Annotated in this window: 18 protein-coding genes; 10 read left to right on the top strand and 8 right to left on the bottom strand. The window is 54.8% G+C overall.

The features are described 5' to 3' along the window. Positions 1 to 87: 87 nt before the first annotated feature. A complete protein-coding gene (locus JT718_RS00525) occupies positions 88 to 3,291 on the bottom strand; it encodes a SusC/RagA family TonB-linked outer membrane protein (RefSeq protein ID WP_205499718.1) in 3,204 nt (1,067 codons plus the stop codon). Between the two features lie 746 nt (positions 3,292 to 4,037). Between JT718_RS00525 and dnaK the strand changes: the two genes are divergently transcribed. From dnaK to JT718_RS00500, 5 genes are all read left to right on the top strand, one after another. After that, positions 4,038 to 5,972 carry a molecular chaperone DnaK gene (dnaK, locus tag JT718_RS00520; RefSeq protein WP_205499717.1) on the top strand — a complete coding sequence of 645 codons (1,935 nt, stop codon included), beginning with the start codon at positions 4,038 to 4,040 and terminating at the stop codon, positions 5,970 to 5,972. Between the two features lie 366 nt (positions 5,973 to 6,338). Then, entirely contained in the window at positions 6,339 to 6,581 is a 243-nt protein-coding gene (locus JT718_RS00515; protein WP_205499716.1) for a hypothetical protein, read from the top strand. A gap of 283 nt (positions 6,582 to 6,864) precedes the next feature. After that, complete coding sequence (locus JT718_RS00510; RefSeq protein ID WP_205499715.1) at positions 6,865 to 7,485, top strand: 3'-5' exonuclease; 621 nt, start codon at positions 6,865 to 6,867, stop codon at positions 7,483 to 7,485. Between the two features lie 131 nt (positions 7,486 to 7,616). After that, positions 7,617 to 8,579, top strand: coding sequence for a helix-turn-helix transcriptional regulator (locus JT718_RS00505; protein WP_205499714.1), 963 nt, complete (start codon positions 7,617 to 7,619; stop codon positions 8,577 to 8,579). Positions 8,580 to 8,647: 68 nt separating this feature from the next. After that, on the top strand, positions 8,648 to 9,415 hold the full coding sequence (locus tag JT718_RS00500; protein WP_205499713.1) for a DUF8737 domain-containing protein: 768 nt from the start codon (positions 8,648 to 8,650) through the stop codon (positions 9,413 to 9,415). A gap of 56 nt (positions 9,416 to 9,471) precedes the next feature. On the opposite strand, the gene JT718_RS00495 is transcribed toward JT718_RS00500, so the two are convergent. Next, complete coding sequence (locus JT718_RS00495; RefSeq protein WP_205499712.1) at positions 9,472 to 10,038, bottom strand: histidine phosphatase family protein; 567 nt, start codon at positions 10,036 to 10,038, stop codon at positions 9,472 to 9,474. Between the two features lie 309 nt (positions 10,039 to 10,347). On the opposite strand from JT718_RS00495, the gene JT718_RS00490 reads away from it, so the two are divergent. Next, the gene (locus tag JT718_RS00490; protein ID WP_205499711.1) at positions 10,348 to 11,391 is read left to right on the top strand and encodes a porin family protein; all 1,044 of its coding nucleotides are present in this window, start codon (positions 10,348 to 10,350) and stop codon (positions 11,389 to 11,391) included. Positions 11,392 to 11,873: 482 nt separating this feature from the next. Here the strand turns inward: JT718_RS00490 and JT718_RS00485 are convergent, their stop codons facing one another. Both JT718_RS00485 and JT718_RS00480 read right to left on the bottom strand, forming a co-directional pair. After that, the gene (locus tag JT718_RS00485) at positions 11,874 to 12,281 is read right to left on the bottom strand and encodes a c-type cytochrome (protein WP_205499710.1); all 408 of its coding nucleotides are present in this window, start codon (positions 12,279 to 12,281) and stop codon (positions 11,874 to 11,876) included. After that, positions 12,278 to 13,738 carry a PQQ-dependent sugar dehydrogenase gene (locus JT718_RS00480; protein WP_205499709.1) on the bottom strand — a complete coding sequence of 487 codons (1,461 nt, stop codon included), beginning with the start codon at positions 13,736 to 13,738 and terminating at the stop codon, positions 12,278 to 12,280. Before JT718_RS00480 ends, JT718_RS00485 begins: the two co-directional genes overlap by 4 nt. Before the next feature lie 125 nt (positions 13,739 to 13,863). On the opposite strand from JT718_RS00480, the gene JT718_RS00475 reads away from it, so the two are divergent. Then, the gene (locus tag JT718_RS00475) at positions 13,864 to 14,211 is read left to right on the top strand and encodes a transmembrane 220 family protein (RefSeq protein WP_205499708.1); all 348 of its coding nucleotides are present in this window, start codon (positions 13,864 to 13,866) and stop codon (positions 14,209 to 14,211) included. A gap of 13 nt (positions 14,212 to 14,224) precedes the next feature. Here the strand turns inward: JT718_RS00475 and JT718_RS00470 are convergent, their stop codons facing one another. Genes JT718_RS00470 through JT718_RS00460 form a run of 3 tightly spaced genes read right to left on the bottom strand, consistent with a single transcriptional unit; the run spans position 14,225 to position 16,414 of the window. Then, positions 14,225 to 14,758: a GNAT family N-acetyltransferase gene (locus JT718_RS00470; protein ID WP_205499707.1), complete on the bottom strand. Its 534-nt coding sequence runs from the start codon at positions 14,756 to 14,758 to the stop codon at positions 14,225 to 14,227. Positions 14,759 to 14,762: 4 nt separating this feature from the next. Continuing rightward, positions 14,763 to 15,290, bottom strand: a complete 528-nt coding sequence (gene purE, locus JT718_RS00465) for a 5-(carboxyamino)imidazole ribonucleotide mutase (RefSeq protein ID WP_205499706.1) — start codon at positions 15,288 to 15,290, stop codon at positions 14,763 to 14,765. After that, positions 15,287 to 16,414 (bottom strand): 5-(carboxyamino)imidazole ribonucleotide synthase, encoded by a 1,128-nt coding sequence (locus tag JT718_RS00460; RefSeq protein ID WP_205499705.1) that lies wholly within the window; start codon positions 16,412 to 16,414, stop codon positions 15,287 to 15,289. The genes purE and JT718_RS00460 overlap by 4 nt, the downstream gene beginning before the upstream one ends. A gap of 307 nt (positions 16,415 to 16,721) precedes the next feature. On the opposite strand from JT718_RS00460, the gene JT718_RS00455 reads away from it, so the two are divergent. The 3 genes from JT718_RS00455 to hemE all read left to right on the top strand — a co-directional run bounded on the left by JT718_RS00455 (position 16,722) and on the right by hemE (position 19,065). Further along, on the top strand, positions 16,722 to 17,210 hold the full coding sequence (locus JT718_RS00455; protein WP_205499704.1) for a hypothetical protein: 489 nt from the start codon (positions 16,722 to 16,724) through the stop codon (positions 17,208 to 17,210). Between the two features lie 63 nt (positions 17,211 to 17,273). After that, positions 17,274 to 17,891 carry a MarC family protein gene (locus JT718_RS00450; RefSeq protein WP_205499703.1) on the top strand — a complete coding sequence of 206 codons (618 nt, stop codon included), beginning with the start codon at positions 17,274 to 17,276 and terminating at the stop codon, positions 17,889 to 17,891. A 142-nt stretch (positions 17,892 to 18,033) separates the two neighbouring features. Next, positions 18,034 to 19,065 carry a uroporphyrinogen decarboxylase gene (hemE, locus tag JT718_RS00445; RefSeq protein WP_205499702.1) on the top strand — a complete coding sequence of 344 codons (1,032 nt, stop codon included), beginning with the start codon at positions 18,034 to 18,036 and terminating at the stop codon, positions 19,063 to 19,065. A 430-nt stretch (positions 19,066 to 19,495) separates the two neighbouring features. Here hemE and JT718_RS00440 read toward each other — a convergent pair whose 3' ends face one another. Further along, positions 19,496 to 20,533, bottom strand: a complete 1,038-nt coding sequence (locus tag JT718_RS00440) for a bifunctional heptose 7-phosphate kinase/heptose 1-phosphate adenyltransferase (protein WP_205499701.1) — start codon at positions 20,531 to 20,533, stop codon at positions 19,496 to 19,498. Positions 20,534 to 20,590: the final 57 nt, after the last annotated feature.

Below are 20,590 nucleotides of genomic sequence, written 5' to 3'. Positions count from 1 at the left end.
TAAGGACACTCTATCAAACTTGGCACTGGCTGTCTTGTGTGCCAGGGCCATCATCCTATCCGGCCCTGGCGCACCAACCAGCTTCTATTACTTGAACCTTAGGTTAAGGCCCACAATGAAGGTTTTCACCTGCGGGTACATACCACCGTTGGTAGCGGCTCCCCCCAACCCTGCCGTCTCAGGATCATAGGCGTAGAAGTAGTCTGTCTTGGTAAACAGGTTCTCAGCAGACATGTAGATTCTGAGGTGGTCAATGCGTAGTTTGCTGATCAGGTGATTAGGAAGGGTATACCCTACCTGCACATTTTTCACGCGGAGGTAGGCGGCATCCTGCAGCCAGTAATCTGACATGCGCATGGTGGAGTTGCGGGTATCAGAATAGGTGAAGCGAGGGTACCAGGCATCGGTGTTCTCAGGCGTCCAGCGGTCGCGGTGTACCTCCTGCGGAAATGCACCATTCACGTGGAAAGTATGGATACCAGAACCGGTTAGGTAGCCATTTGCTTTGCCCACTCCTTGTAAAAAGAAGGAAAAATCAAATGCCTTGTAGGCAAAGTCTCCCCTTAGGGAATAAGTATAGCGAGGAAAAGCATGCCCTATCACGGTGCGGTCTTTATCTGCCGTGATTTTGCCGTCGCCGTCCAGGTCCACAAACTTGATGTCGCCGGGGCCTACCTTGTTCTTATCAGCGTCAAAGATGGGGAACAAAGGAATCATGGCACCATTCTCATCTACCCTAAAGTCTTCCATCTGGGCTAATCCGTCCGTTCTATACCCATAGTACGCATCAATGGGGTATCCTACCTGCCGGATGGTGTTCCCTATGGTAGGGGGCGCTCCTCCCAGGTTAACTACTTCATTTCTCACATCAGAAAGCTGGGCGGTTATTCCGTAGCGGAAATCATTTTTGGCCTCACGCCATCCCAGGCTCACCTCCCATCCTTTGTTGGACACTTCACCCGCATTCTGGTCCGGCACCTCCAGGCCCAGAATATCAGGCTGCGGCACCTTTAGCTGAATGTTCTTGGTGCGGCGGTCAAACAGATCACCGGTGAACGTTAGCCGGTTATTCAGGAAGCTCAGGTCAACCCCAAGGTTGGCTATACTGGCAGTCTCCCACTCCAGATCGGGGTTGGCCAGGATCTGCTGCGCCAGACTGGTGGTAAGCTGATTGCCAATTGGCATGGTAGTCAAAGCAGTAAGCACATTGATGTATGGGTACCACTCTGAATAAGCAGGCCCATTGGCGCCGTACTGCCCGCCCAGATCACCGTAAGAGGCTCTTATCTTTCCTTCGCTCAGCCAGGAGAGTGCTCCGCTGTTCTGGATAAAGTTCTCCTGGGTGAACCTCCAACCCACCGAGGCTGAAGGGAAAAACCCATACCGTTTGGATGGAAGATACCGGGAAGAACCATCGTAGCGGGCGTTCGCTTCCAGCAGATACTTCTCTTTGTAGCTGTAATTGATTCTTCCAAAGTAAGACCTAAGCGCCCACTGGTACGCATCGCCAGAGGCCCGCGGGTCGTCGCTACCCAGGTTGAGCACCGGCACAGCATCACTCACAAACCCCAGTTTAGAGGCAGCCCAACTGTCATACCTGAATTCCTCCTGCTGGTAGCCCAACAGTACCTTAATGCCATGGTCGCCTAGGTGGGTGTCATAGTTCAGCAGGCCAGACAATAACTCCTTGCGTTGTTTGTAGTCACGGTTCTCCAGCTGATTGGCGAGCATGTTGCTGTACCAGAACGCCCCAGTCTCAGGATAGAAGTAGTCAATCTTGCGTGAGAACGTGGAGCGTAATTGGTTCATGGCATTCATGCCATACTGCCCCCGCAAGCTCAGGTTCTTAAGTATGTGCACGGTACCGGCCAGGTTGCCGTAAAATTCCTGGGAGTTGAAGTTATTGAAACCTCCGTCTGTGGCGATGGCGACGGGGTTGCTGGATCCCCCACCGTATCCCCATTTCCCGTTGCTGAACCTAACCGGGTCTAGAGGAGACATGGTAAAGGTGGTATAGATAGGCCCTGTATCGTGATCAGTACCGCCGGCGGGTTGGTTTTGCTCCCGGTCTATATAGTTCAGATTCAAGTCAAGGTCCAGAAAGCCTAACAGCTTTTGCGAGTTTAAACGTAACCTGGCATTATTACGGGAAGCCCAGTACTGGTCGCCCACCACTAGCCCTTTTTGATCTAGCCGGCCATAAGAAGCATAGTAGTTCAGGTCAGCAGTGCCGCCGTTGAGGCTTACATTGTGGTTTTGCTGCGGGGCGTAGTCCTTGAAGAGTTCCTCAGACCAGTTGGTATTGGCAAAGTAATTAGGGTCTGTTCCCTCCCTGGCAACTTTTATCTGCTCGTCTTTATAGGTGATGGGAAGGTTCACGTTCCGCTGCGACTCATTGAGCATTTCCATGTACTCAGCAGAGCCCACCATTTTAGGCAACGCAGTTGGGGTTTGCACCCCATAATACCCATTGTAACTGAGGGTGGGTTGTTGATTGGACTTTCCGCTCTTAGTGGTGATCAGGATAACCCCGTTGGCCGCGCGAGATCCATAGATAGAGGCTGAGGCGGCGTCTTTCAGCACAGAAACGCTCTCAATATCATCCGGATTAAGGGAGTTGATGTCTACGTCCGGAATACCGTCAACTACTATGAAAGGGTTGGAGTTGTTGAGCGTGCCGATACCCCTAATGCGCAGGCTGGCACCTGAAGCACCAGGAAAGCCCGAAGAACTTACCGCCGTCAAACCCGGGGCCAGGCCCTGCAAAGCCGACGCGGCATTGGTGAGAGGCCGGTTTTCAAGGGCTTCAGCGTCAATCACCTCCACGGCCCCTGTTACATTTACTTTTTCCTGCACGCCATATCCTACCACTACCACCTCATCCAGCGCCTGGGTATCTTCGGCCAGGGAAACGGACACAAAGTTCTGGCTGCCTACCGCCACCTCCTGTTTGAGGTAGCCAATGTAGGTGATAACCAGTACGGGTTCCCCTACCCCAGCCACGTTGAGCGAGAACCGGCCCTCCGCATCGGTCAATGTGCCGGTGGTAGTGCCTTTCAGCGATACAGAAACGCCGGGCAGCGGCTCTCCAGCCGAGTTCTTTACCTGCCCAGAGATGGCTCTGCTCTGCCTGGCACGCGGTACGGCGTCAGAAAAAGCGGTCTTTGAGACCGGAAACTCCGGGCCTTTCGCAAAACCATGGAAGGGGGCTAAGCCAAGCATGGCCAGAAACAGGAGCGAGTACCCTGTCTTGGAGCCTTCTTTGCTTTTAACTGGTAGTTTTGATTTCATTGCTAAGCTATGGTAATGGGTAAATGGTTTTCGGTTGAGGTCTGGGATTGGCAGAAACTTACTGGCTTGGCATGTAGGCCCTGCCCCCAAATTGGAGATGTTGCTCCCTTGCTTGGGGCCAGGGTGCAGCCACCGTATGCGTGAGGAGGGTAGCGCGGCAGGGGCGGATACCTGCCATTCTGAGGGGGTACTTACAAGGCTCCAGGGCTTTTTGATTCCTTTGCTCCAGCATGGGGGTATAAAATTCTGGTGCAAAGCTAGAGCACTGGTTTTACCTGAATGTTTAACCAAGCTTAAGTGAACATTAGGAAACAAGAGGTAGAGAAGGGAATATTTAACAGAACCATAACCCCACTTAACTGGCATTTTCCCCCGGGTGGGCCTATCATTTGGCCCGGGTAGCCCGGCCTTGGCAAACGGGTAGCTTTGCCGAAGCCCCAGGAGAAACCAAGAAAAAGCAGTAAGGCATCGCCGGTTATGGGTGCAGGGCAGGACAAGACAGCCTTGCTCAAACCACCGCTTTGGAAGAAACACAGCCCTCCATTTTAGCCCTCCTTTCCAAAAAACAAGTCAAAAACGCATTCTTACCTGACACCCTCCGCCAATTGTTCGTATAGCTAAACTTATCTTTCTGGTTGCAAATGACATTGTGTCACAAATGGCATAGAAAAAAGCCTTGGCACATGTCTTGTTAAAGAGAGAGCAAACAAGTTTGATTCAGAAACTACTTAAATAAAACTATAGCAATGGGAAAAATCATAGGCATTGACTTAGGAACTACCAACTCTTGCGTATCCGTAATGGAAGGGAACGAACCGGTGGTAATTCCGAACAGCGAGGGCCGTCGGACTACGCCGTCCATCGTGGCTTTCCTGGACAACGGGAACGGTGAGCGTAAAGTAGGGGATCCTGCCAAGCGTCAAGCTATCACCAACCCACAAAATACCATCGCGTCCATCAAGCGTTTCATGGGCCGCGGCTTCTCTGAAGTAAAAGACGAAACCTCCCACGTTTCTTACAACGTGGTGTCTGGCAGCAACAACACCGTGCGCGTGCAGATTGGCGACCGCCAGTTCACGCCGCAGGAAATCTCTGCCATGGTGTTGCAGAAAATGAAGCAGACCGCGGAAGATTACCTGGGCACTACCGTGACCGAGGCCGTGATCACCGTGCCTGCCTATTTCAACGACGCGCAACGTCAGGCTACCAAAGAAGCCGGACAGATTGCCGGCCTTGATGTAAAACGTATCATCAACGAGCCAACGGCCGCTGCCCTGGCCTACGGCCTGGATAAAAAACACGCTGATCAGAAAATTGCCGTGTACGACTTAGGAGGTGGTACCTTCGATATATCCATCCTGGAGTTGGGCGACGGTGTGTTTGAAGTATTGTCTACCAACGGTGACACCCACCTGGGCGGTGACGACTTTGACCAAGTGATCATCAACTGGCTGGCCGATGAGTTCAAAGCCGAAGAAGGCATGGACCTGCGCACAGACCCAATGGCCCTGCAGCGCTTGAAAGAAGCCGCTGAGAAAGCAAAGATTGAGCTTTCCTCTTCTTCTGAGACCGAAATCAACCTGCCTTACATCACCGCTACGCAGACTGGTCCTAAACACTTGGTGCGCAGACTGTCAAGAGCCAAGTTTGAGCAGTTAGCTGATGACCTGGTACGTCGTTCCATGGAGCCGGTGCGCAAGGCGTTACAAGACGCTGGCCTGCAGCCATCTGACATTGACGAAGTGATCCTGGTGGGTGGTTCTACCCGTATCCCAAGAATCCAGGAAGAAGTAGAGAAATTCTTCGGTAAGAAACCATCTAAAGGGGTGAACCCAGATGAGGTAGTAGCGATTGGTGCTGCTATCCAGGGTGGTGTATTGACTGGTGAAGTGAAAGACGTGTTGTTGCTTGACGTAACGCCGCTTTCTCTGGGTATTGAGACCATGGGTGGTGTGATGACCAAGTTGATTGAGGCCAACACGACTATCCCAACCAAGAAGTCTGAGACCTTCTCAACGGCTTCTGACAACCAGCCAAGTGTGGAGATCCACGTATTGCAGGGTGAGCGCCCCATGGCCCGCGACAACCGCACCATCGGTCGTTTCCACTTGTCAGACATTCCACCAGCACCACGCGGCGTTCCGCAGATTGAAGTAACCTTTGATATTGACGCCAACGGTATCCTGCACGTGTCTGCCAAAGACAAAGGAACTGGCAAGGAGCAGAAAATCAGAATCGAGGCTTCTTCTGGCTTGTCTGAGCAGGAAATCGAGCGCATGCGCAAAGAGGCGGAGGCCAACGCCGAAGCTGACCGCGTAGCCAAAGAGCAAGTAGAGAAAGTGAACCAAGCGGACTCTATGATTTTCCAGACCGAGAAGCAGCTGAAAGAGTACGGCGACAAACTGTCTGCCGGCAACAAAACTGCCATTGAAGGTGCCCTGGCCGACCTGAAGAAAGCGCACGAGTCGAAAGACATCGCCGCTATTGACAGCGCCATGGAAAGCATCAACAACGCCTGGCAGGCGGCCTCTCAGGAGATGTACGCCGCCACGGGCGGAGCCGGACAGCCAGGCCCTGACGCCGGTTTCGGTGGAGCCGGACAGCCAGGTTCTAACGGACAAGGCGCAGGTCAACCTGCCGGTGACAACGTCACTGACGTGGACTACGAAGAAGTAAAATAATCAATACAATTAGGTTTAGTTGTAAAGCCCCTCCGTTTAGCGGAGGGGCTTTTTTTTGCATCAAGAGAGGTAGAACACTGTGCCTTTATCCTGCACGAGGACCGCGCCTATGACGCTGAGTACGACTGGCGCACCGAGGAAAAACGCCGTTCGGGTTCAATGGGGCGTGCCATTCTGGACATCCTGTTTCCGCGCCGGTAAGTAGGGCCTGGAACGAGCGGCCGGTACCTGCGGGAGAGCGGCATGGCTTCTCTCCCGCCCCCTTTCGTACGGCAAAGGTCGTTACTAAAAAAATCAACGCACCTCCTCCATTCTGACAACCAATGGCTTACGTGCCCGTAAAAAAGAGCTTACGGAAAAACGTCTATGCATTACGCCATCTACTCCCGAAACGGTACCCCCGCCTTTTTAGAAGAGGAAAGCTTGGTACTGGCAAAAACCACCCTGAAAGTGCTACCAGAAGTTAGCCCAGTTGCGTTATTGGATGAAGAAGGATGTTTATACCCTATCAAACAAGAAGGGCGTAAATCGTTAGAAGAGGCCTTGTCTGCTGCGGATTATCTTGATCTGGATTTTAAAAGGGTAGCTAATCCCATTGGGCTCAGGTAAGGGCCCAACACCAGCACCTAAGGCCACTCTAAAAAAGAGTGGCTTTTTTATTTTTCTTCCGCAAACGCACACCTGGCACGTGCGGCCCCAAGCCGAGGCTGGCGTTACCTAACCGAACAGCAAACGCCGGTCATTTTGCCGCTTCTCCCGTTTTGGGCCCATTTCTCTTGAAAAGGCCCCAAAACGCAGGCACTCCATGTTCCCCACCCAAGTCCTTCCGGAAATTGAGCCCAGTCTTCCAAAACGGTTGTAACTTGCGGCCCCAACGCAAAGCAGCACCCGCATGGATTTTATTACCCTAGATTTTGAGACAGCCACCCCAGAGCGGGACAGCCCCTGTGAGATTGGCTTGACGTTTGTGCAGAACGGGCAGATTGTGGGCACCCAGGCCTGGCTTATCAAACCGAAATCTTACCCGTACTTCAACGGCATGAACATCAGCATCCATGGCATTAAACCGCAGGATGTAAAGAACAGCCCCTCGTTTGACCAGGTCTGGCAGGAACTTGGGCCCCTGCTGCAGAATCAGTTGATCATTGCCCACAACGCCAGCTTTGACATGAGCGTGCTCCGGGCCACCCTTACCACCTACCGCCTGCCCTTCCCCGAGCTGCAGTACGCCTGTAGCGTGCAGTTCTGCAAACAGGTGTGGCAGGGCCTGCCGCAGTATGATTTGAAGTCGCTTTGCAACCAGCACCAGATCAAGTTCCATCACCACCGGGCCGCTGCCGACTCCCGGGCCTGCGCGGAACTGACCCTGAAAGCCCTGGCGCACACCAACTGCCATACGCTGGCAGATTTGCCCGAGAAGCTAAACATCAACCTGGGGCGGTTGTTTGCGGGCGGCTACACCGCTTCCTCGGTACGAAAAGCACCCAAGAAGAAAAAAGCGTTTCCGTTCTAGCAAGGGGCTCCCGTTTCTGCCCGGTTTTCTCAAAAAAAGCATGAAAACGGGGTTGTCTTCCCCTCAGTTTGCGGAGTTTGCCTCTTTCAACTTTCCTGATTTTCAGCTACATTTCTGAAAACAGCCCCAAAATGTTCCTGAAAGAGTTTCCTGATTACCGGCAACTGAAAGAACGAGCCGACAGCGCTTTTCGGGACCCGTCTGGGCCGGCCGCACCAAGCCAGGCGCAGCCCGCGTTTGAGTGGCCCCTGGTCATCCTGAACACCCAGGCTACCCAGTGCCACCGCCCCGACATCAAAGGGCCTTTCTCGCTGTTCACCAACCTGAGCGGGACTTCTTACGTGAGCGCCGGCAACAAGAAAGTGGCGGTGCCGCCAGACTGCTTTTTCCTGACCAACCGCGCCCAGCACTACACCCTGGACATTGACAGCCCGGGCCAGCCGATAGAAACCTTTAACCTGCACCTGGGCCAGGACCTTTGGGAAGACTTCGTGAAAGCCCATATTAGCGCGGCCCCGCAGCTCCTGGACAATCCTATCTCGCTTCCGTTAGAGGCTGGCTCCTCAGAATTCCCCAACCTGCTGCAACGGAAAACTCCCGCCCTGGATGCCGCCCTCGCCCGCCTCCACCGCCTGGGCGCAGCGGCCCCGCCAACGGCCCTGGAGTTGCAGGAGCACCTGGTTCCTGTGCTGCACGCCTTGTTACAGCAAAAGCAGGAACTGCACCGGCGGTGCAACCAGCTTGCGGCGGCCAAAGCCAGTGCCCGGGCCGAACTGTTTAAGCGCATCGCCCTGGCCACCGATTACCTGCTGGCCTACCCTGACCAAACCCCCACCCTGGAGGCACTTGCCCAACTGGCCTGTTTGTCTAAGTTCCATTTTCTGCGGGCGTTCAGCCAGGTGCACGGCCGCACGCCCCACCAGTTTCTGCTGCAGCACCGCATAGAGCGCAGCCTGCCCCTGCTGCAGAAAACCCGGCTCCCGGTGGGGGAAGTGGCGCTGCTTTGCGGTTACCCAGAGGTATCGGCGTTTAGCCGCACCTTCCGGAAAATAGTGGGCTGCTCGCCCGCCCGGTACCGGCTTGCCAGAAATTAGCAATTTTTGTCAAACAGGTTGGCCCCGGCTTCCCCCATCTTTGGCGTGTAGAAACCATTTGTTGTGTTATGAAAACAGACTTCCTTTTTCTAGCCCAGGGAGGGTTTGCCGCCCTCCCCCTGGTGTGCCTCGTGCTGGTGGTGGCGGGGGCGTACCGCACGTTTCTTTCCCTGGGCCTCGGACCCGCCGTAGCCGCCCGAAAGACCATTATCATCGGGGCCCTGCTGCTGGGTTGGCTGGCCTTTGCCAGTGCTCTCAGCCTGAGTGGCTTTATGGGCAACTTCGCCCTGGCCCCGCTCAACATGGTTCCGGCCTTGCTGCCTCCCTTGGCAGCGGTGCTGGTACTCACGTTTCACCCCCGCACGCAGGGGTTCATCCGGCATTTGCCCGCCAGGGGGCTGCTCTACCTGCAGGCCTTTCGGGTTCCGGTGGAGGTTTTCCTGTGGTGGTTGTTCCTGGCCAATGCCCTGCCTGAGCGGATGACCTTTGAAGGCCGCAACTGGGACGTGCTCTCCGGCCTGGCCGGGCCCCTTTTTGCGGTGCTGTGCTACGGGGGTACCCGCTACCGTCCGCGCCTGGCCTTGCTCTACCACCTGGCTGGTTTGGGCCTGCTCCTCCACATTGTGCTCACGGGCGTGCTTTCTTTGCCCACGCCGTTCCAGGTTTACAAGCAAGCGCCCGGGGCCGAGGTCATGGTCTCTTTCCCGGTGATGTTTCTGCCCACGTTTCTGGTGCCGCTGGCCTACGCGCTCCATTTCTTCTCGCTCAGAAAAGCCGCGCTGGAAAAGAGGGAAGTTGCCGCCAACCACCAGCAACTGGCCGTAACCGCCTCCTGAAAACCTCCGCCAGCCGTTCTGGGCCCGTTTACCCGAAAACAGGCCCAAAACAGGCGCTACTGCTTACTGAGTTGGGTCACGCCCACGTACCTGCGGCCCCCGTCCAGCACCACCTTCCAGCCTTTCTTCCGGAGCGAGCGTTTGATGAACTCATTCAGGAAACCGTGGGCCACCAGCACCGCCAAACCGTTGGTTTCGGCTTCCGCGGCCAGCTTGTCGGCCGCTTGGTCGGCTCTTTTTCGGGCCTGCTGGAAGCTTTCTATGTCTTTCTGGTTGAGGCCCAGGAGCCAGAGGATGCGCGACGTGACCTGCCACCAGCGCAGCGGAAACCGGCCCCATGGCAGCCCCCAAATGCGGTTCTCAAACTCCACAAACGTGGCATCCTCTATCAACTGCACCTCCGGGCCAAACAGCAGGCGGGCAGTGGCTTTGGCGCGGGGCAAGGTGCTGCAGTACACTTTCCTGATTAACTCCAGAGGCAGGTGTTCGCTCCGCTCAATGATTTGCTCTACCTCGGCCAGGTTGTAGTCTTTCAGGTACTGCGCGGCCTGCTCTTTGCTGAACAGGCCTTTGCGGTTAAGAACGGGCCGGGCGTGCCGGATGAGGTAGATGTGTGCTGCCATCACTTATTTGAAATACAATATTTACGACAGAAATACGCTACTCACCCTTTGAAATATTACTATCTGCAGTATATTGGAATTTTCTATATTTGTTCACTATCAAAAATTTTATAAAAAAAAACCTTACTCTCCTTTTTACTCCTGTTTATCTGTATTTCTGCTTCTGCACAACGCAATTTTAAATCGGGTTACATTATCCAGAAAAATGATACTATTCATGGGCAACTAGACAAAAGAGGTGCAATTAGAAATGCCTCTAAGGTATCTTTTAGATTAACGGAAGAAAGTGCTGTTACAGATTATTCACCTTTGGAAATAGAAGCATACGCCTTTGCTGATGGAGAGCAGTATGAATCTCAGCAAATAGGAAGTGAAGATTCAATTCAGCACCTTTTTCTGCAAGTGTTAGTAAAGGGAAAAGCTAGTCTTTATAGCTATAGAGACAACATTGGTACAGACAAGTACATTCTCATAAAAGACGGAGCTTTCACAGAATTGGAAGTAAAGACGTTCAACACTACTACTTCCAAAGGGACATCTGCCCTTGGCACAGATCATGTCTTCAGAAGAACCTTCGCAAAAGCGTTCTATGACTGTGGGGAGGTAGCCGCTAAAACCAAAAAACTGGCTTTCAACCTAAAACAATTTATTGACATTACTAAAGCCTATAACTTGTGCGCAGAGCCCAGACAAGAAGTTTTTGTTAACCAACCAAAGGCTCCAAAATTTAAAATTGGTTTGGTAGCAGGTACCAACTTTTCATTCCTAACCATCAAGGGGGGTACCTCAGAAGTTACCACCAATCACAAGTACACCTCAGCCCTGAACCCTGTCTTTGGAATAGCCTATGGGTTAAACCTGAATAACATCAATGAGAAACTGTCATTAAAAGTAAGTGCCCTGTTTAGCCAAACCAGTTTTGACAGGGACTTCAGAGACGGAGAGAATAAGGAATTCAACCCGAATTTACACGCAAGTTACTCTAACCTTGTACAGATTGATTTGAGCTACCTGATGGTTCCATTGCAGGTGCAATATAGTTTTCCTGCCGGTGAAATAAGACCTTTCTTTAATGCGGGTATTGTGGGAGGAGTAGCTCTAAAACAGAAGCAAAAGCATACCAGAACCAGAACATACAAAGAGTTTACTACTGAAGAAATTAACCCTGTTTTCAATTCCTTTGGGAAACTCACCCAAGGAGTTACCGTAGGAGCTGGGGTTGCATTCCACAAGATTCCTAAACATCCAATTCTGTTTGAAGGAAGGTTTGAGTTCACGGATGGTTTTTCTTCCTCCCAAAACATTCATACGCCCCTTAAAACCCTTTACTTTACGCTAGGGTATCAACTTTGATAATGTTAAACCTCTTGGGCTTGGGCAAGGCAACGGCAAGCACTGCTAGAGGCCGCTTTATCAAGCGGAAGGTCTGAAGTATGGACCGCTAGAGTAAACCAGGCTTATTGAACTCACCTGCCCCTACTACTCCGGGGAGAGATTCCAGTAGTACCAGAGATGTTTTGCCCTCCCTGAGCCGCGTCACGTGGGCAAGTCCTGTTACATTAGCAGTGATAGGCGAGAGTTCGGTCAGATCTAAAACATGTCGCCTTGAGCGCTTCACCGGCGAACGGTGGGGTTGTAAAGGATGCCACGCCCAACACTAGGCCTATTGCTGACAATGTACAGGACAAGCAGGTAAGCGGAAGAAGCTCAACGGTAGAACAAAGGTGAATTAAGGATTACTTAGGTAGCGACTGAGCACCATGCACCTGGTATTATGGGACTGGTCAAACCCAGGTAACTTTCCATTTCACAGCAATACCTTTTATCGCCCAAAATCAGGGGTGCTGCGCTGCTACCTTAGTGCCTCCCTTGTGCCGGCGGAGCGCTTTGAGGTACACAATCAGGTCATCCATCTGGTCGCGCGAGATTTCGTGCTTTTTGAAGGAAGGCATGCGCCCGATGCCCAGAAAAAAGGATTTGCTCCGGATTCTGTACCGCAGGGCAATGCCGGGCAAGGGAACGTTGTTGATGGAAGGCCCCAGGCCGGCCTCGCCCAGCGGGTGGCAGCGCTGGCAGTTCTGCATGAACACCACGCGCCCGTTTTCCAGTTGCTGGGTCTGAATGGTCAGGGGGCCCACCAGCGGTTCGCTGCGCCGGGCCGAGCCGCAACTGCCCAGCACCAGCAGGCAGAGGCCGCCCAGCAGCCCCTTTAAAATTCTAGAGTCAAGGCCTGGCTTTCTCATTTGGCAGCGGTTTTAGTGATTTTCCAGACAACGCCGGTCTGCTGCTTGGGCGCGGGGCCTTGCTCGGTCATGGGCATAATACCAAAGTCCACCACGTACAGCTCGGTGCCGGCCGGGTTAAACTTCACGGCAATGGGCCTCTCCAGCCCGCCGTTTTTCATCATGGAAGCCGGTCCGTTGGTCTTACTTTTGTTCACCGCGAAATCTTCCACCACTCCGTTCATCGGGTTCACCCGCACCACCTTGAACCCCACGGGACCGTAGGCGTGCCCTACTTCGGGCGTCATATCGCCAAACTGGGCAATAAACGCCTCGCCCACGTGCCCGAAACTGGCGCTGCGCGAAAAGTCCAGCCCGTTAGACGAGGAATGCACGCCCAGGATGGCGGCGGGCTTGGGAGGCGTGCCCGGGTGCCTGGCCAGCAGGAATTTAGGGTCATCGTGCGGGGTCTTGTAGTCATCTGAGGCCATGGGCTGCCCGGCCGCAAAGTCTGGCCAGCCGTACCAGTGGCCCGGTTGCACCGCCCACAGCACATCTCCGGTGCCGTAGCCCGGCCTGCTGCCGCGGGTATCGTAGCCGTTGTCGGTGACGTAGAGCTGGTGGCTGGGGGAGAATGCCAGCCCGAACGGATTACGCAAGCCCCAGGCCACCAGCTCCAGCGGACCGCCCTGTACCGGCACCCTGAAAATGGCCCCGGAACACGGAATGGCGCCTTTAATGGTCTGGTTGGGCGTGCTGGCCGTCCCGAAGGGCAGATACGCCCCGGTGGTTACCTCATCTTTGTCGTCCTCGGTTAAGGGATTGTAGGTGGTGAAGTTTTGCCCCGTCAGGGTGATGTCTTTGCACGGAATGTCATGGAAAGCGGGGTTTCGTTTAAGCCACCCGTAGTGGTAGTTGTCGGTGCCTACCACCCCGGAGTTGGTGGCCGTTCCCTGCCCGAAGTACAGGTAGCCGTCCTGCCCCACCACCGGGGCATCAGTATGGTGGTCGCCCAGGCTGGGCAGGTTTTCCACCAGGCGGGTTATCTCGCCGGTGCGGGAGATTTTGAGGATACGGCCGCCCTCCAGCTGTCCGCCCTCAGACACGTAGAAAAATCCGTTGTGGTACGTGGCCCCGGTCCAGGGACCATTCTTGTCGCCGGCCGCAATCTGGGTGGTGGTTCCGTCTGGGTTCAGGCGCAGCAGTTTGGGAGGCAACCAGACTTCGCCGTAGGCGTACCCAGATTCAGTCACGTACGCGGTGCCCTGCTCGTCAAACGTAATGCCCGTGGGGTACGTGAGGTTGGCGGCAACGGGCGTAATGGAGTAGCCCGCCGGCAGGGCCACGTCCTGGGGCTGCAGGGCCCGGGTGAGCGGGTCAAAGATCTTGGGTCCGCCGTAATGTCCTTTGATCTTATAGCAGCCAAAGGCCAGCAACGTGAGTAGGCCCCAGCTACACAGGCGTAACGCGTTCTTCATAGGCAGTTGAAAAGAAGGAGTCTTATTCAAATACCGGTTGTATGGAAAAGAGTTGCCTTTGTACGTAGTAAAGAAGAACTACCCCTACCCAAAAGAAAAACAATGATTAACCTGGTTCACATCTCATGAAACTGCGTGTCCTACTTTTGCTGGTGTTCATGGTCATGTTCGTGCTGTTTGCCGTGTCACAATGGAATGCCGAAAACCGGTTGATCTGGATGCCGGTGTACCTGGCGGCGGCGGTGCTGTGCTGGCTGGCGTATAAGCGCAAGTTGTTCCGGTGGGTGTATGGGACAGCGTTTCTGCTGTATGCCGCCGCCGCTTTCTTCATGTGGCCCCCGGTGTACCACGGCCTGTTGCACGACGGTAACAACCTGGCCGCCATTGAGGAGGCCCGCAACTCGGTGGGGCTTTCCATCTGCGCCCTGGTCATGGCGTACTGTTACCTGCTGGAGTGGCGCTACCGCGACTGACAGACTTCCCGGCTTACAGGTCCACCCCGTACACGTGCTGGTATACCTGGCGTTTTACCTTTTCCAGGACACCCGCCTCCAATGCCCGGGGGTATGACATCAACCGCAGTTCTACCCAAGGTTTCTGGGGGCTGTACGGAGGCTGCCAATAGTCAAACTGGTTCAGGTGGAAACCGGCGCGTTCATAAAACCTGATGCGGCGCGCCGCGATCTGAGTGGTGGGCGGCTCTGTTTCCAGGATGACCGGCTCCTCTGAGGAAGTTAGGAATGCCTGTAACACCGCTGCCCCCACACCCTGGCCGCGCAAGTGCTGCAAAACGGCAAAATGTTCCAGAAACGTAAACCCGGGCAATTGCCAGAGGCACAGCAACCCCGCAAAGGCGTGTTGGTGCTCAAGGGCGAACAACTGGTAACGGGGATTGGTAAGCAGCGAGGTCTGCTGCACCAGGCTCCGGCGCTCTTCGGGTGGGAACGCCTCTTCATACAACTGCCACGCCAGGGCAAATTCCGGCGTGGCAGTTGAGAGGATGGGCAGTAAAGTCTGCAAGGGATTAGTCCATTTCTATATCGCCGCGGTGTAGTTGCTCCACAGAGCGCATCACCTTGTCGCGCTGGGTGGCGCGGTATCTTTCCAGGGCATCGGCCACTACGGCGTTGGTGCTGCCCAGGATCTGGGCGGCCAGCAAGCCAGCGTTGGTGGCACCGTTCAGGGCCACGGTAGCCACCGGCACCCCCGACGGCATCTGCAGGATAGACAGGATGGAGTCCCAGCCGTCAATGGAGTTGCTGGATTTCACGGGCACCCCAATAACCGGAAGCGTGGTTAGCGCGGCCACCATGCCGGGCAAATGGGCCGCCCCACCGGCGCCGGCGATAATGGCTTTCAGGCCCCTTTTCCGGGCGCCCTCGGCGTACTCCAGCATACGGTGCGGCGTACGGTGCGCCGACACAATGGTCACTTCAAACGGAACGTTCAGCTGCTCCAGAATATCGGCCGCGCCCGACATCACTTTCAGGTCTGACTGGCTGCCCATAATAATGCCTACCAAGGGGGCATTTCTCTCAGGTGATTGGCTCATGCAATGATTTTTAAGCGGTTCTTGATGGTATCTGCTTTTTGTTTTACTTCTTCAACGGTAGGCGCCAGCACGGTGAGGTGCCCCATCTTGCGGAACGGGCGGGTAAATTTCTTGCCGTACAAGTGAATGTACACGCCGGGTTCGCCAATAGTCTCGGCCAGCCCTTCATAAACGGCCTCGCCTGAGTAGCCGGCCTCGCCCAACAGGTTCACCAGCACGGCCGGGCAATGTGGTTCTGTGTCGCCCAGGGGAAGCCCCAGAATGGCGCGCAGGTGCTGCTCAAACTGCGAGGTGGCGTTGGCTTTCATGGTGTGGTGCCCACTGTTGTGCGGCCGGGGCGCTACCTCGTTCACCAGGATCTGCCCGTCTGGGGTCACAAACATTTCCACGGCCAGCAAGCCTACAATGTCCAGGGCGGTGGTTACGTGGGTGGCAATCTCAATGGCCATGCGCTGCAGTTTATAGGCTACCTGGGCCGGGGCCAGCAAGTAATCTACCAGGTTGTGCTCTGGGTGCATGACCTGCTCCACCACCGGAAAGGCCTTTACCTCGCCCTGCACGTTGCGGGCGCAGATCACCGAGATCTCCGTTTCAAACTCTACCAGTTTCTCCAGCACGGTTGGGGCCTGGAACGCCTTGCCCAGGTCTTCCTTTGAGGTCAAACGGGTCACGCCGTTGCCATCATAGCCGCCTTTGCGCAGCTTCTGGAAAGCTGGCAGAAAGCCGAGGTTGGCCTCCAGTTCAGCAGAATCCTGCAGCAGCCTGAAGTCGGCGGTGGGGATGGAGTGCTGTTGAAAGAACTCCTTCTGCAGCCCTTTGTCCTGAATGGTGCGCAACGAGGCCGGTTTAGGATATACCTGCACTCCCTCCTGCTCCAGAGCAAACAAGGCCTCCACGTTCACGTGCTCAATCTCAATGGTGAGGTGGGTACAGCGCTTCCCGAAGGCATATACCGTGTCATAATCCTTGAAGTCACCGTGCACAAACTCCTCGCAGAGATGCCGGCAGGGCGCGTGCTCATCGGGGTCCAGGACCAGGGTATAGAGGTTGTAATCTATGCCGGCCTGCAGCAACATGCGGCCCAGTTGCCCCCCGCCTAATATGCCTAATCGTATAGCGTTCATTGTAAAAGAAGTACGTAAGATTTGTGCTATTTAAATGTAACCATGCAGCTCCGCGCGGGCGCCGCTCACAGCCCAAATCTCACAGTTATGCCGATAAGCTACAAGTTTTTGGCCCAGAACAAGGATTATTTTCTCAACTATTCTATATTTGAAATCTAATATGTAGAAGTCCCCTAAGAATTACTATAACTAGCCATCTCTTACGTTCTTTTAAATCTGTCATCTTTGAAAAAGCTCCCTTTTCTGCAGTATAAGATTTTCAAAGATTTTGAGGGCTACCAGCGCTGACACCCCGTTGCATTCTTCTATGACTACTTCTTACCGCCTGCTCTTGCTGGAAGATGACCAAACTTTAGCTGAGACCATTACCCAGACCTTACACAAGCAAAACCTGTACTCGCAACGCATTGAGGTACAGGCGCTCAGTTATGCCGCGTTTGAAGACAAGTTTGGCATGGCCCGCAACTCTACCCGTGAACTGATTGTGCTGGGGGGCAAAGCCAGTCTGCAGTATGAGCCAGACGCCAGGCTACTGAAGACCCTGGTGAACCAGCTGGACCGCACGCATATCTTCGTGCTCACCTCCACCACAGACGCCAAACAAGTCCTGGGCTTTTGGCAGCCGGGGGTGCACGGGGTCCTGGAGCGCCACGAACAAGCCGCCCAGTGGCTGGTGAAGGCCATCCAGCGCATCCAGATTGTACAGTTGCAGCGGGTGTACACGCGGTTTACCAAGCAACAGCCTACCGGCTTCTGGGGCAAGCTCAGGAGCCTGATGGGCAGCGTGCTGGCCTAACGCCGCTGCCTTCTATTCTGCCCCGCCGTAGCTGGTGTGGGGAATTTCTGTAATTTGGCGGCAATGGAAATCCTGTTAGCAACCTTCTCGGCCCTTTTCTCGGTGGTGAACCCCTTTGGGGCCATGCCGGTCTTTCTGACCCTCACGCAAGACGACACCACCCAGCGCCGCAACCAGCAAGCGCTGCGGGCCTGCGTGTACATGATCCTGATCCTGACGGTGTTCTTCCTGGCCGGGCAGGCCGTGCTGGACTTCTTCGGCCTCCGGATTCATGATTTGCGCATTGCCGGGGGCATCATGATCATGCGGGCAGGCTTTGAGCTGCTCAACCCCAAAGCCGAGGAGGGCAAGAAAATTTCCAAAGACGTAGTGGCCGAAGGCGTGGAGAAAGAAGACATTTCCTTCACCCCGTTGGCCATGCCGCTGCTCTCAGGGCCGGGCTCCATTGCGGTGGTCATCAGCCTTTTCACCAAATCCCTGACGGTGATTGACATGGGCCTGACCGTGCTGGCTATTGTGCTGCTGGGAGCCGTTACCTACACCATCCTGCTTTTCTCGCCCCGTCTCATGATGTTCATGGGCAAAGCCGGCCTGGCCGCCCTGGCCAAGATCATGGGTTTTATTGTGCTGTCTTTGGGCGTGAGCTTCATTGTGACGGCGCTACTGGCCCTGTTCAAATAAGAAACAAGCTGTTTTTAAGCCGATTTTTCAAAAATAAGCCTAAAACTACTTCAAGGTTATTCGTTTCTGCTCTACTTAAATTCTGACTCAGAACTCAAGACTCAAGACTCAGGACTTCATTGTTTTGCCTTATCTTTGCGCCATGCAATTAAAGAACGACTTGCTGCTGCGCGCCGCCCTGGGCCAGCCGACCGAACGAACCCCTGTGTGGCTCATGCGCCAGGCAGGCCGCATTTTACCGGAATACCGCGCCGTGCGTGCGCGTCTCTCCGGTTTCAAGGAACTGGTGGAAACCCCTGAACTGGCCGCCGAGGTAACCATTCAGCCGGTAGACCTGCTGGACGTGGATGCCGCCATTATTTTCTCCGATATCCTGGTAGTGCCCGAGGCCATGGGCTGCACCTATGAGATGGTGGAGAAACGCGGTCCCTTGTTCCCGAACACCATCAAAACCGCCGCCGATGTAGAAAACGTGCGCGTAGCTGATCCCTATGAGCACCTGAACTACGTGCTGGAGGCTATCAAAGTCACCAAGCGTGAGTTGAACGGACGCGTGCCGCTCATCGGGTTTGCGGGCGCGCCGTGGACAATCTTCGCGTACATGGTGGAAGGCAGCGGCTCCAAGACGTTCTCCAAAGCGCGTAAAATGCTCTACGAGGCTCCCGAGCTGTCGCACCAACTGCTCCGCAAAATCACAGACACCACCATCGCTTACCTGAAGGCCCAGGTGGAAGCCGGCGCTAACCTCATCCAGATCTTTGATTCCTGGGCGGGTATTCTGCCTCCGGCGCACTACAAAGAATTCTCGTACCGCTATATCTCCGAGATCTGCCAGGCCCTGCCAGACGTGCCGGTGACCGTTTTCGCAAAAGGCGCTTTCTTCTCCCTCGCGGATTTCGCGAAGCTGGACTGCCAGGTAATCGGGCTGGACTGGAACATGGACATTAAAAACGCCCGCGCCACCGTGGGTGATACTAAAACGCTGCAAGGCAACCTGGACCCTTGTGCCCTCTACAACTCGTTTGAAGGCGTGAAGCGGGAAACCATCAAAATGCTGGACGCCTTCGGGCCGGGCCGCCACATCGCCAACCTGGGCCACGGCGTGTATCCAGACACTGATCCGGAGAAAGTGAAATGCTTCATCCAGACGGTGAAAGAGTACAGCGCCCGCTAAGCGTTTCTGACCTGTTTTCCTGAAAATATAACCGAAACGGCCTCTTGCACTTGGTGCAAGAGGCCGTTTCGGTTTGTAAGCTGTTTACTCGCTCGCCTCTGGCGAGCAGGAGAAATTACGCGCTGTTTCGCAGATGGGAGATGGGGCATTAGAAGCTCGCGTTAACTAGTCAAAAGCCGCTTTATAGCTCCGTTTTGCCCTGGTCTCTTTTGAACTTTTCCCTCGCTCGCCTCCGGCGAGTGTGAGCTATTTTTCGGCCTCTGGCCGAAATGCGGGAAAGTTTAATAATTCACATAGCGGCGGGACGCCGCCCCATAACCCACACTCGCCGGAGGCGAGCGAGGGGAATAGTTCTGCCAATCAAATAAGGAACGGGTTTCTCCGTAAAAGAAACATTGCCATCAGGCTCTCCCACTCCTGTTCACGACCCTTACAACTCCGCTTTCACTTCAAAAGCAGCCAGTTCTCTTTGCAACACTTTAGATTGCTGCGCCTCCTGTTTCAGGCGCTCCCGGTCAATAGGAACTACGCCTACGTGCTCGCAGACCAAGCCACCGCCTAAGTTTGCCAACTCGGCCAAAGCAGGTAACGGGAGGCCAACCGCCAGACTCAGCGCCGCGATGCTTACCACGGTGTCACCCGCCCCGGAGACGTCTGAGATGGTGCGGATGTGGGCATCCAGGTAGGTTTTAGTTTTCTGGGCCGACTGGCAGAACACGCCGCGCTCTGAGAGGGTCACCAGTACATTCTCCAGCGCCAGTTTTTCCTGCAGTTGGTTCACGGCGGCTTCAAACGCCTCCAGGTTATTTTCAGCGAAATCTACTTTCAGGCCTTCTTTGAGTTCTTTCAGGTTGGGCTTGAACAGCGTGCTGCCTTTGTAGGAGAGGAAATTCTTCTTTTTGGGATCGATGACGGTGGGTACGCCGGCTTGCCTTGAAAGGGTGAGGAGTTCGGCAATCACTTCGGCGCTCAGCACGCCTTTGTCGTAGTCCTCAAAGATGACCACGTGGGCTTGTTCCAGCAGCTGTTTGAACCGGTCTACCAGGGCTTCGCGCTCCCATTCGTTCAGGTCTGTTTCCACCTCGGAATCGATCCGGAGGAGTTGCTGGCCGCCGGAGATGATGCGCTGCTTCACGGTGGTGGGCCGGTCGGGGCTCAGGACGATGCCTTCTTCGGTTTGGCCTTGCTCGTGCAGCAGTCTAATCAAATCACCACCTTCCTGGTCATCACCTACAACAGAGCAGAGAAGCGGGGTGGCACCCAGGCTCTGCACGTTCAGGGCCACGTTGGCGGCTCCGCCCAGGCGCTGCTCGGTTTTGGTGCGGTTCACAATGGGCACCGGGGCCTCGGGCGACAAGCGCGTGGATTTTCCCCAGAGGTACGCATCAATCATGACATCGCCTACCACCAAGACTTTCAATTGGCTAAAACGGCTGAACAGCGCGGAGACAGTTTGCTGAAGGGGCATTCAGAGAGAGAGAATAGGTTGGAAACAAAACATTGGATAAAACACCCGTTTTCGGGG

Source organism: Rufibacter psychrotolerans, from assembly GCF_016924645.1.
Taxonomy (GTDB): domain Bacteria; phylum Bacteroidota; class Bacteroidia; order Cytophagales; family Hymenobacteraceae; genus Nibribacter; species Nibribacter psychrotolerans.
The sequence above is the reverse complement of the archived record's forward strand: the minus strand, read 5'-3'. Positions and strand labels throughout refer to the sequence as shown.

Coding starts and splice junctions, on each gene's coding strand:
- hemE (WP_205499702.1), top strand. CDS start 18,034: ATGCAATTAAAGAACGACTTGCTGCTGCGCGCCGCCCTGGGCCAGCCG.
- JT718_RS00495 (WP_205499712.1), bottom strand. CDS start 10,038: ATGGCAGCACACATCTACCTCATCCGGCACGCCCGGCCCGTTCTTAAC.
- JT718_RS00500 (WP_205499713.1), top strand. CDS start 8,648: ATGAAAACAGACTTCCTTTTTCTAGCCCAGGGAGGGTTTGCCGCCCTC.
- purE (WP_205499706.1), bottom strand. CDS start 15,290: ATGAGCCAATCACCTGAGAGAAATGCCCCCTTGGTAGGCATTATTATG.
- JT718_RS00515 (WP_205499716.1), top strand. CDS start 6,339: ATGCATTACGCCATCTACTCCCGAAACGGTACCCCCGCCTTTTTAGAA.
- JT718_RS00485 (WP_205499710.1), bottom strand. CDS start 12,281: ATGAGAAAGCCAGGCCTTGACTCTAGAATTTTAAAGGGGCTGCTGGGC.
- JT718_RS00525 (WP_205499718.1), bottom strand. CDS start 3,291: ATGAAATCAAAACTACCAGTTAAAAGCAAAGAAGGCTCCAAGACAGGG.
- JT718_RS00510 (WP_205499715.1), top strand. CDS start 6,865: ATGGATTTTATTACCCTAGATTTTGAGACAGCCACCCCAGAGCGGGAC.
- JT718_RS00475 (WP_205499708.1), top strand. CDS start 13,864: ATGAAACTGCGTGTCCTACTTTTGCTGGTGTTCATGGTCATGTTCGTG.
- dnaK (WP_205499717.1), top strand. CDS start 4,038: ATGGGAAAAATCATAGGCATTGACTTAGGAACTACCAACTCTTGCGTA.
- JT718_RS00460 (WP_205499705.1), bottom strand. CDS start 16,414: ATGAACGCTATACGATTAGGCATATTAGGCGGGGGGCAACTGGGCCGC.
- JT718_RS00505 (WP_205499714.1), top strand. CDS start 7,617: ATGTTCCTGAAAGAGTTTCCTGATTACCGGCAACTGAAAGAACGAGCC.
- JT718_RS00450 (WP_205499703.1), top strand. CDS start 17,274: ATGGAAATCCTGTTAGCAACCTTCTCGGCCCTTTTCTCGGTGGTGAAC.
- JT718_RS00455 (WP_205499704.1), top strand. CDS start 16,722: ATGACTACTTCTTACCGCCTGCTCTTGCTGGAAGATGACCAAACTTTA.
- JT718_RS00440 (WP_205499701.1), bottom strand. CDS start 20,533: ATGCCCCTTCAGCAAACTGTCTCCGCGCTGTTCAGCCGTTTTAGCCAA.
- JT718_RS00480 (WP_205499709.1), bottom strand. CDS start 13,738: ATGAAGAACGCGTTACGCCTGTGTAGCTGGGGCCTACTCACGTTGCTG.